The sequence below is a fragment of the Streptomyces sp. NBC_01306 genome (assembly GCF_026340465.1).
GTDB lineage: Bacteria > Actinomycetota > Actinomycetes > Streptomycetales > Streptomycetaceae > Streptomyces.
This window is the reverse complement of sequence record NZ_JAPEPC010000001.1, coordinates 4,137,366-4,148,034: the sequence shown is the minus strand read 5'-3', so window position 1 is coordinate 4,148,034 and position 10,669 is coordinate 4,137,366. Positions and strand designations below refer to the sequence as shown.

General features: G+C 71.8%; 10 protein-coding genes. 5 read left to right on the top strand and 5 right to left on the bottom strand.

The window, feature by feature from the left end; genetic code table 11:
- Position 1: 1 nt before the first annotated feature.
- The 5 genes from OG385_RS18360 to OG385_RS18340 form a co-directional block, all read right to left on the bottom strand.
- On the bottom strand, positions 2-1,159 hold the full coding sequence (locus OG385_RS18360) for an acyl-CoA dehydrogenase family protein (protein WP_266855725.1): 1,158 nt from the start codon (positions 1,157-1,159) through the stop codon (positions 2-4).
- Positions 1,160-1,412: 253 nt separating this feature from the next.
- A complete protein-coding gene (locus OG385_RS18355; RefSeq protein ID WP_266855724.1) occupies positions 1,413-1,658 on the bottom strand; it encodes a hypothetical protein in 246 nt (81 codons plus the stop codon).
- Complete coding sequence (locus OG385_RS18350) at positions 1,642-1,893, bottom strand: DUF6400 family protein (RefSeq protein WP_266860967.1); 252 nt, start codon at positions 1,891-1,893, stop codon at positions 1,642-1,644. Before OG385_RS18350 ends, OG385_RS18355 begins: the two co-directional genes overlap by 17 nt.
- A gap of 315 nt (positions 1,894-2,208) precedes the next feature.
- Positions 2,209-3,186 carry a DMT family transporter gene (locus tag OG385_RS18345; RefSeq protein ID WP_266855723.1) on the bottom strand — a complete coding sequence of 326 codons (978 nt, stop codon included), beginning with the start codon at positions 3,184-3,186 and terminating at the stop codon, positions 2,209-2,211.
- Between the two features lie 90 nt (positions 3,187-3,276).
- Complete coding sequence (locus tag OG385_RS18340) at positions 3,277-6,003, bottom strand: FAD-binding and (Fe-S)-binding domain-containing protein (RefSeq protein WP_266860965.1); 2,727 nt, start codon at positions 6,001-6,003, stop codon at positions 3,277-3,279.
- A gap of 432 nt (positions 6,004-6,435) precedes the next feature.
- Between OG385_RS18340 and OG385_RS18335 the strand changes: the two genes are divergently transcribed.
- Genes OG385_RS18335 through OG385_RS18315 form a run of 5 tightly spaced genes read left to right on the top strand, consistent with a single transcriptional unit; the run spans position 6,436 to position 10,651 of the window.
- Complete coding sequence (locus OG385_RS18335) at positions 6,436-8,034, top strand: sensor histidine kinase KdpD (protein WP_266855722.1); 1,599 nt, start codon at positions 6,436-6,438, stop codon at positions 8,032-8,034.
- A complete protein-coding gene (locus tag OG385_RS18330) occupies positions 8,031-8,432 on the top strand; it encodes a roadblock/LC7 domain-containing protein (protein ID WP_266855721.1) in 402 nt (133 codons plus the stop codon). Before OG385_RS18335 ends, OG385_RS18330 begins: the two co-directional genes overlap by 4 nt.
- Complete coding sequence (locus tag OG385_RS18325; protein WP_266855720.1) at positions 8,429-8,803, top strand: DUF742 domain-containing protein; 375 nt, start codon at positions 8,429-8,431, stop codon at positions 8,801-8,803. Before OG385_RS18330 ends, OG385_RS18325 begins: the two co-directional genes overlap by 4 nt.
- A complete protein-coding gene (locus OG385_RS18320; protein ID WP_266855719.1) occupies positions 8,784-9,431 on the top strand; it encodes an ATP/GTP-binding protein in 648 nt (215 codons plus the stop codon). Before OG385_RS18325 ends, OG385_RS18320 begins: the two co-directional genes overlap by 20 nt.
- Positions 9,428-10,651: a cytochrome P450 gene (locus OG385_RS18315; RefSeq protein ID WP_266855718.1), complete on the top strand. Its 1,224-nt coding sequence runs from the start codon at positions 9,428-9,430 to the stop codon at positions 10,649-10,651. Before OG385_RS18320 ends, OG385_RS18315 begins: the two co-directional genes overlap by 4 nt.
- Positions 10,652-10,669 lie beyond the last annotated feature (18 nt).

Genomic DNA, 10,669 nt, shown 5'->3' with positions numbered 1-10,669 from the left:
CTCACATCCCCCGCGAGATCACGAGGCGCATGATGTCCGATGTGCCTTCCTCGATCTCCTCCAGCTTGGCGTCGCGCATCCACTGCTCCACCGGGTACTCGCGGGAGTAGCCCCAGCCACCGAGCGTCTGGACCGCCGCCCAGGTGCAGTACGCGGCGGTCTCCGATGCGGTCAGCTTGGCCATGGCCGCCTCCGCAGTGGCGTCCAGGCCGGCGTCCAGCCGCTTCGCGGCCCGCCAGGTCATGAGCCGCGCCTGCTCGACACGCGTACGCATGTCCGCGAGGCGGAAGGCCACCGCCTGGTGTTCGATGACCGGCCTGCCGAACTGCTGGCGGGTCTTCGCGTAGTCGCGGGCGTACTCGTATGCGGCCCTGGCCACACCGGTCGCGGCGGCGCCCAGCACGGTGCGGGAGATGTCGAAGGTGCGCATGAGGCCGTGGAAGCCCTGCCCCTCCGCGCCGAGCCGGTCCGACTCGGGCACGAACGCGTCGCTGAAGAAGATCTCCCGGCAGACGATGGCGCGCTGGCCCATCTTCCGCATCGGTTCACCGAAGCTGACCCCCGCGGTGTCCTTGCGGAGCAGGAAGGCGGTGACGCCCCGGGAGCGCTGAGCCGGGTCGGTCTTGGCGAACACCACGTACTGCTCGGCCTCTCCGGCGTTGGAGATCCACGCCTTCTGACCGTTCAGCAGATACCCGGCGTCCGTGCGCGTCGCCGTCGTCGCGATGGACGCCGCGTCGGACCCCGAGCCCGGCTCGGTGACGGCCAGCGAGGTCATCGGGGTGTCAGGACCGGCCAGCGGGGTGAGCCAGTCGCACTGCTGCTGTTCGGTGCCGAGTGCGAGGAGGGGGTCGGCGAAGAAGCCGTTGGAGCAGAGCAGGTTGCCGATGCCCAGATCACCGACACACAGCTCTTCCTGGACCAGACACTGGGTGAAGACGTCGGTGAATCCGCCGCCCCCGTACTCCTCGGGAAGCATGAAGCCGGTGATCCCGACCTTGGCGGCCTTGCGCCACAGATCCCAGGGCGTCTCGACATCGGCTTCGTCCACGGCGCGCGCCCTCGGGCGGATCTCCTCGCGCGCGAAGGTCCGGGTGAGTTCGACGATGTCGCGCTGATCGACGGTGAGCGGGACCAGTTCGGCCGGCAGCTCGGACATGGTGCCTCCAGACAGAGACGGCAGCAGAAGGGATTTACTGAACCGTCAGTCAGTATCTGGAGGCACGAGCGACCCTGTCAACGAGTGCGCTACTGAATCATCGATCAGTTACTACGGGAGGGCGCACGAGGCCGCCCGCCACCGAAGAGGACGGCGGGTGAGGCGGGTGGCCAGTGACCCGCCACCCACCACCAGTCACCAGCGGCCGGCGGCCAGCGGTCAGCGGCAGATGAAGCGGATCGAACCGGCCGCGTCAGGAGCGAGCAGCACCGTTGCCGCGGCCGGTGACGCCGGGCCGGGAGTTCAGTGACCACATGTGTGTGCACCGCGGGCACTGGAGGTGGGCGACCGGCCCCTTGTTGGAGATCAGATAGCGCCAGTGCTCGAAGCAGTTGCGGCGGCTCGCGCAGGTCGCGCAGTGGCGGGCGTCATCACAGACGGGGCAGGCCACCCAGGCGCGACGGCTGGAATCCGCCTGCGGATCAATGGGCAGCCGCACGGCCCGGCTCCTCCCCCGGCAGGACACCGGCCGCGACCAGCATGTCGTAGGCGCGCTGCTGCTCCGCATCCAGGCCCGAGTAGAGAAGGGCGTACGCCTCGTCCTCACCCCGGAGGGCCTCCACCGGGTCCCACTCGGGCCCGAGCGCAGCCACGACCTCGGCCCGTCGCCGGGATTCGTCGAAGGTCAGGTCCATCGTGAAGGGGGTGAGGTCGGTGGTGTTGTCCGGGTTCATGGCGAGACTTCCGATGTACGGGCAGATCCTCACCATCTGTACCAGTCGCCCACCGCACCAGGGAAGGGTGACCTAAGCCGCCCCACGACAGCCTGGCACGACGCACCGCCCGGCCCACTGACGGGACGCACCCGGATCCGCCGACAGGGGCGGGCTGTTACCGGCACCGAGCCGTGAGAGTACGGACGCGTCCTCTCACGGCTCTGTGACGCACTTCACCGGCGACCCACAGGACCGGCACGGGGCAGCCACCGGCTGCCCCCTCACCGGATGACCCCCGCCACCGCCTGAGCCACCCCCTGAGCCACCCCCGCGTCACTTCCCCGTGATCTGCGTCCGTACCGCCCCCATGCTCGCCACGATCACCAGCGCGATCGCCAGCGCGTCCAACGCGGACAGCGCCTGGTGCAGGACGAGGAAGCCGGCCAGTGCCGCGATGGCCGGCTCCAGGCTCATCAGGACCGCGAAGGTCGATGCGGGGAGCCGGCGCAGGGCGAGCAGTTCAAGCGTGTACGGGAGTACGGACGACAGCAGCGCCACCGCCGCGCCCAGGCCCAGCGTGCTCGGCACGAGCAGTTTCGAGCCCGCGTCCGCGATGCCCAGCGGCAGCATCAGCAGGGCGCCCACCGCCATCGCCAGCGCCAGTCCGTCCGCACGCGGGAAGCGGGCGCCGGTGCGGGCGCTGTAGATGATGTACGCGGCCCACATCGCGCCGGCCCCGAGCGCGAACGCCACACCGGCCAGGTTCAGGCCACCCAAGCCACCGCCGCTCAGCAGCACCACTCCGCAGAGGGCGAGCCCGGCCCACAGCAGGTTCACCAGCCTCCGCGAGGCGATCACCGAGAGGGCGAGCGGGCCGAGGACCTCCATGGTCACGGCCGCGCCCAGCGGGATGCGGTCGGCCGCCTGGTAGAAGAGGCCGTTCATTCCGGCCATCGCGATCCCGAAGACCAGGACCGTGCCCCAGTCCGTCCGCGACAGCCCGCGCACCCGGGGCCGGCACACGATGAGCAGCACGATCGCGGCGACGCCGAGCCGCAGCGAGACGACGCCGAGCGCCCCGGCCCTGGGCATCAGCCAGACGGCCACGGCCGCCCCGAACTGCACCGAGATCCCCCCGGCCAGCACCAGACCGAGCGGCCCCAGCCGACCACGCAGCCCGTTGACCCCGGAGGCACCGGTCTCGCCGGTGTCCGGGGCGCCGGCGGTGACCGGGGCTGCGTTCGTCGTGGTGGAGGGGGCGGTCAGTGCGCTGTCGAGGGCCTTGGCGTCGGCGGGGGCGATCGGATCCATGCCGTCCACAGTAAGGGCCCGGAGCGGTATTCCCCTCTTACGGGATCCGCCTCGCACGGATCACGGGCGCCGCCCATGGCTCCCAGGTGCTCACGGCCCCGGCCGGGGCGTCCCGCCCTCCCCCAGCCCCTCCGCCAGTACCTCCGCCAGGTGCCGTCCCGGCCGGCCGCCCTGTCCGGTCAGCTGTTCCAGCTGCGTGCGGCAGGAGAAGCCGTCCGCCAGGATCACCGCGCCGGGTCCCGCCGCCCGTACCGAAGGCAGCAGTTGCTCATCGGCGCAGGCGACCGACACCTCATAGTGGCCGCGTTCGAAGCCGAAGTTGCCGGCCAGGCCGCAGCAGCCGCCGCTCAGTTCGCCCGTCAGGCCGGCCTTGTCGCGCAGCCGGCGTTCGGCCGCGTCGCCCAGGACCGCGTGCTGGTGGCAGTGGGTCTGGCCCGCCACCTCGCGGTCCAGCACCGGGGGCCGCCACTGCGGTGCCTCCTCCTCCAGGGCCTGCGCGAAGGTCCGTACCGCCTTCGCCAGCCGGTGCGCGCGCGGGTCGTCGCCGAGCAGCTCCGGCAGGTCGGTCCTGAGCGCGGCCGCGCAGCTCGGTTCCAGTACGACGACGGGCAGGTCCGCGTCGAGCAGCGGCTCCACCCGGTCGAGTGTGCGGCGCATCACCGCACGGGCCTGGTCCAGCTGCCCGGTCGTGACGTAGGTCAGCCCGCAGCACACCCCGTCCGGCGGCAGTGCGATGCCGAGCCCCGCCGACTCCAGGACCCGTACCGCCGCCCGCCCCACCTGCGGGGACAGATGGTCGGTGAAGGTGTCGGGCCACAGGACGACCCGTGCGGGTGGCTGTACCCGGGTGCCGAACCACCGCCGGAACGTCTGCGGTGCGAGCGCCGGGATGGTCCGCTCGGGGGCGATCCCGCCGACGCGTTTGGCGAGGGAGGCCAGCGGCCCCACCCCGGCCAGCGCGTTCACCGCGCGGGCATACGGTGCGGCCGCGCGCAGCCAGCGGGGCAGCCGGCCCATCGCGTAGTGCGCGGCGGGCCTGCGGCGGCCCGCGTAGTGGTGGTGCAGGAACTCCGCCTTGTACGTGGCCATGTCGACGCCGACCGGGCAGTCGCTGCGGCAGCCCTTGCAGGAGAGGCAGAGGTCGAGGGCGTCGCGCACCTCTTCCGAGCGCCAGCCGTCCGTGACGACCTCGCCCGCCAGCATCTCGTGCAGCAGCCGGGCGCGTCCGCGCGTGGAGTGCTGCTCGTCGCCGGTGGCGCGGAACGACGGGCACATGACGTCGGCCCCGGATGCCGTCTCCGTACGGCACTTGGCGACGCCCACACAGCGGCGTACGGCGGCGGAGAAGTCACCCTTGTCGTGCGGGTAGCCGAACTCCACGTCCACCGGCTTCGACGGCAGTACCGCGAAGCGGAGGTTCTCGTCCAGCCGGTGCGGCCTGGCGAGCATCCCGGGGTTCATCCCGCCCGCCGGGTCCCAGACGTCCTTGAACCGGCCGAAGAGGCCGACCAGTTCGTCCCCGTACATCGTGGGGAGCAGTTCCGCGCGGGCCTGTCCGTCGCCGTGTTCGCCGGAGAGCGAGCCGCCGTGCGCGACGACCAGCGCGGCCAGTTCCGCGGAGAAGGTACGGAAGCGTGCGACGCCGCCCGGGGTGAGCAGGTCGAAGTCGATCCGTACATGGATGCAGCCGTCCCCGAAGTGTCCGTACGGCGTGCCCCGCAGCCCGTGCGCCGCGAGCAGCCCGCGGAACTCCCGCAGATACGCGCCGAGCCGGGCCGGCGGCACCGCGCAGTCCTCCCAGCCGGGCCACGCCTCCGAGCCGTCCATCGTGCGGGTCGCGGTGCCGCTCGCGTCCTCGCGGATGCGCCACAGGGCGCGCTGGGCCGCCGGGTCGTCGATGACCAGGGCGTCCAGCGCGTCGGCCGCCCGCGCGATCCCGTCGGCCCGCGCGCGAGCCTCGGCCCGGTCGGCGCCGCCCGTCTCGACGAAGAGCCAGGCGCCGCCGCGCGGCAGGCCTGCGGGCTCGCGCACCAGGTCGGCGGCCATGCCCTCGACGGTCAGCGGACGGTGCGGGAGCAGTCCGGCCGCCGCGTCGGCCGCGTCGCCCTCATGGGCGTAGCCGAGGATCGCGAGCGCCCGCGCGCGGGGCGCCTCGACCAGCCGTACGGTCGCCTCGGTCAGCACACCGAGCGTGCCCTCGCTGCCGCAGTAGGCGCGGGCCAGATCGATGCCGTTCTCGGGCAGCAGGGCGTCGATCGCGTACCCGGAGATGCGGCGCGGCAGACCGGCCGGGTAGCCGGTGCGCAACAGCGCCAGGTGCGATCCGACGAGGTCGCGCAGGCCGGGCGGTGCGCCGTCCCAGCCCTGGCCGAGCCGGTGGGTGCCGCCCTGGTAGGCGGCGGTGGTCAGGGCGGTGACGTTGTCGGCCGTCGTGCCCCAGGCGACCGAGTGCGAGCCGCAGGAGTTGTTGCCGATCATCCCGCCGAGCGTGCAGCGGCTGTGCGTGGACGGGTCGGGGCCGAAGGTCAGTCCGTACGCGCCCGCCGCCGCCCGCAGGTCGTCGAGGATCACGCCGGGCTGGACCACGGCGGTCCTGGCCTCGGCGTCCAGCGAGACGATCGCGCGCATGTGCCGGGTGAAGTCGAGGACGACGCCGGTGCCGGTGGCCTGTCCCGCGATGGACGTACCTCCGCCGCGCGGCACCACGGGGACCCCGTGGGCGCGGCACACATCGAGTACGGCTGACACGTCGTCGGCATCGCGCGGGGCGACGACTCCGAGGGGCACCCGGCGGTAGTTGGAAGCGTCCATGGTCATCAGGGAGCGGGCGGTGGCCCCGAATTCGATGTCTCCCCGCACACCCCGGCGGCTCAGCGCGTGCTCCAGCTCGCTGCTGCTCGGACCGCCACTCTGACTGCTGATCGGGCCGCCGGTCCGAATGCCGGCCGGACCGCTGCTCGGGCTGCCGCCCTGACCGTCGCTCCGACTGCTGCTCAGACCGCTGTTCCGGCCGTCCCGTTGGCCGTCCTGCTGCCCGTCCCGGTGCTCGCCCATGGCTCCAGCATGTCCCTGTGCACAGTGTGTACCTGAGTCAACAATTTCCGCACGTGCAACTTCCCAAACCGATCACCAACCCTCCTATAGTTGACAGGCGTTACGCAGGAATACTCGTGTCCCTTTAACCCATTCATGACCGCTTTACTCCACCCTTACCCCTTCTGACCTATCCGTCCATGAGGACTCCGCCAGATGACAGAGCGCCCCCCGCTCCGCCCGACCGCGCTGGCTCTGCTGATCTCCGTGATCGCTTCGGGCCTGCTGTGCGTATGGGCGGTGGCCGCAGCCCCCGACCACATACGCACCCCACTCGCCTGGTGCTCGGCCGGGGCAGCCCTGCTGTTCAGCGCCGCTGTCGCCATCGCCGTCCACGCGGTGTCGTACGCCACCAGAACATCGCGGGACCTCCGCGCCCGGATCGATCAACTCACGGGGGAGAACTCGCAGTTCGGCGCGCGGACCGCCCGCCTCACCGCCGAGTACGAGGCCCGGATCACCCAGCTCACCGCCGCCCACGAGGCGAGAGAAGCCGAGCTGATCGGGCAGCGTGAAGCCACCGCCGCCGGGCTCACCGGCGAGTACAACGCGAGGACCGCCCAGCTGAACGCCCGGATCAGCCGCGCCGAGTCCGTGCGCTCCGCCGCCCTGTCGGCGGCCGCCAACGCCGCCGGCCGGATGCAGGCCCTGGCCACCGGGATGCTCGCCGACCTCCGCGAGATGGAGCACCGGCACACCGACGAGGACGTACTCGGCGATCTGCTGCACCTCGACCACCGCACGGCCCAGGCGGGCCGGCTGGCCGACTCCATCGCCGTCCTGGCCGGTGCGCGCTCCGGACGCCGCTGGGCGAAGCCGATCGTCATGGAGTCGATCCTGCGCGGGGCGATGGGCCGGATCGCCGGCTACCAGCGGGTACGCCTCCACTCGACCAGCGAGATCGCCATCGCGGGCCACGCGGCCGAGGGCATCATGCACGCGCTCGCCGAACTCCTGGACAACGCGGCGAACTTCTCGCCGCCCACCGCCGAAGTGCATGTGTACGTCGAGGAGGTCCCGGCCGGCGTCATCGTCACCATCGAGGACAGCGGCCTGGTCATGAGCGACGTCCAGCTGCGCCGCGCCGAGCGGGCCGTCACATCGGAGACCACCCAGCAGACCGACCTCGCCGGCCTCTCCGGGACCAGGCTCGGCCTCGCGGTGGTCGGGCGGCTGGCCCGCAAGCACGGACTGACCGTGTCCTTCCGCCCGTCGGCGCGCGGCGGCACCGGTGTCCTGGTGCTGCTCCCGCACGAGCTGATCACCCGCACACCCCGGCCGACCACACCGGCACCCCTGGCCACACCGGCCCCTCTGGCCACCCCGGCACAGCACACCCGGCCGGCTGCCGCGCCGTCCCCGCTGTCCCCGTCCGCCACCCAGGCCCTGCTCACCTCGCAGACCGCCGAGGCGGCGCAGGCCACCGAGGCCCCGCTGCCCATGCGTACCCCCGCAGCCACATCCGCGCCCGCGTCCCCACCCACGGAAGCAGGCGCGGAGCCCAGCACCACAGGGCAGCCCACCCCCGAGCCCGAACCCGAACCCCACCACGCCTCACCCGAGTTGGGCGAGAGCGGCCTGCCCAAGCGGCGGCGCGGCCAGACCATGGCGGCGGCGCATCCGGAAGGCACCGGGATCCCCGGATCGGCCAAGCCCGTCGACTCGACCTCCTCCACGACATCCGCCGCCAGGTTCAGCACGTTCCGCCAGGCCGTACGTGGCGATTCCCCGAACCCGGAAGGCAGCAGCTCATGAGCACGACCACCACCGACGAGAAGCTCAACTGGCTCCTGGAGAGCCTCCTTGAGCGCACCCCGGGCGCCCGGCACGCCCTGGTTCTCTCCCGTGACGGCCTCAAGCTCTGCCGTACGTCGGCGCTCTCCGTCGACCAGGCCGACCAGCTGGCCGCCATCTCGGCCGGTATCCAGTCGCTGTCGCACGGCGCGTCCATCGAGTTCGGCGACGGCACCGGCGGCGTGCGGACCGCGATGGCCGAGTTCTACGGCGGCGTGCTGTTCATCGTCGAGGCGGGTGACGGCGCCCACCTCTCCGTCGTCGCCGACGAGTCCGCCGACGTCGGCCTCATCGGGCACAACATGAGCGAACTGGTCGAGCAGCTGGGCGAACACCTCAGTGCGGAGCCACGCGCGTGACCGCCCCCGTGCCCAGGCCCCGGCCTGGCCGGGACGACGACCCGGACCGCCTCTACACCGTCACCGGTGGGCGCAGCAGATCCGACGCCACGGCGTTCGACCTGGTGACCCTGGTCGTCGGCGAGTGCGACCCGACGCCCGGAATGCAGTCCGAGCACGCCACGATCCTGCGGATGTGCGGCCGCCCCACGGCCGTCGTCGAGATCGCGGCCGGGCTGAAGCTGCCCGTGTCCATCACCCGGATCCTGCTCTGCGACCTGCTCGACACGGGCCGGATCAGCGCCCGCCACCCGCGCACCGCACGCGGCGCCGACAGCCTTCCCGACCCTCACATCCTGGAGCAGGTGCTCGTTGGACTCCGCAACCTCTAACCAGAACGCCCTGGCCCGCACCGCCGACAACGGTCTCAAGATCGTCATCGTCGGCGGGTTCGGCGCAGGGAAGACCACCATGGTCCGGTCGGTCAGCGAGATACGCCCGCTGAACACCGAGGAGACGATGACCCAGGCGGGAGCGGCCGTCGACAACCTCGACGGCGTGCAGGCCAAGACCGCCACCACCGTCGCCTTCGACTTCGGCCGCATCACCATCGACGAGCGGACGATCCTCTACCTCTTCGGCGCGCCGGGCCAGGAGCGCTTCTGGTTCCTCTGGGACCGGCTGTTCTCCGGCACGCTCGGCGCCGTCGTCCTGGTCGACACCCGCAGACTCGCCGACTCCTGGTACGCCATCGACCGCCTGGAGCACCACGGCACGCCGTTCATCGTCGCCTGCAACGACTTCGGCGGCCCGGTCCACTCCCTGGAGCAGCTCCGTGAGGCGCTGGACCTCTCCCCCGAGATCCCGCTGATCGACTGCGACGCCCGGGACCGCACGTCGAGCAAGTACGTACTGATCACGCTCCTCCAGCACCTGCACGCCCTGTCCACAGCGTCCTCAGCCACCTCAGCGTCCTCCACGACTGCCGCGACGTCCGCACGGGAGCCAAGCACCACATGACCACCGACACCCCGTCCACCGCGCCCACTCCGCTGAGCGGCCCGCGATTCCAGACGGACCCCACCCAGCTCTACCGGGAGATGCGGCGCGAACACGGCGCGGTGGCGCCGGTGCTGCTCGACGGCGACGTACCGGCCTGGCTGGTCCTCGACTACCGCGAGCTGCACCAGGTCACCGCCGATCCGGTGCTGTTCAGCCGGGACTCCGACCTGTGGAACCAGTGGGACCGCATCCCCGACGACTGGCCGATGCTGCCGATGATCGGCCGTAAGCAGCCGTCGATCCTCTACACCGTGGGCCAGCGGCACCGCGAGCGCGCCGCGATGATCGGCGACGCCCTGGAGTCGGTCGACCCGTTCGAACTGCGGCGTATCGCCGAGCAGTTCGCCGACGAGCTGATCAACTCGTTCTGCGGCAAGGGCGATACGGAGATCATCGGCCAGTACGCGATGCTGCTGCCGGTCCGGGTGCTCGCCCGGCTGTACGGCTTCCCGGACGACGAGGGCCCGGCCCTGGTCAAGGCGATGAACGACATGATCGACGGCCGTGAACTCGCCCTGGCGGGACAGCAGTACCTCGGGCAGTCGATGATGAGCCTGCTCGCCGCCCGGCAGGCGTCGCCCGCCGAGGACGTGGCCTCGCACATGCTGGGCAACGAGGCGGGCTTCACCGTCGAGGAGATCGCCCAGGACCTGATGGTCATGATGGCCGCCGGCCACCAGCCCACCGCCGACTGGATCGGCAACTCGCTGCGGCTGATGCTGACCGACGACCGGTTCGCCGCCTCGCTCTCGGGCGGCCGGCACAGTGTCGCCGAGGCGATGAACGAGGTCCTCTGGGAGGACACCCCCACCCAGAACGTCGCGGGCCGCTGGGCCTCGCGCGACACCCACCTCGGCGGCCGGCACATCCAGAGCGGCGACATGCTGCTGCTCGGTATCGCGGCAGCCAACTCCGACCCGCAGGTCCGCACCGACGGTTCGGCGCTGACCGGCGGCAACAACGCCTTCTTCTCCTTCGGCCACGGCGAGCACCGCTGCCCGTTCCCGGCCCAGGAGATCGCGGAGGTCATCGCGCGTACGGGGATCGAGGTCATCCTCGACCGCCTCCCCGACGTCGACCTCGCGACCCCCGGGGAGAGCCTCACCCGGCGCCCTTCTCCCTGGCTGCGCGGCCTGTCCACCCTGCCCGTCACCTTCACTCCGGTTTCCGCGCTGTGATTCGAAGACCCTCGCAGC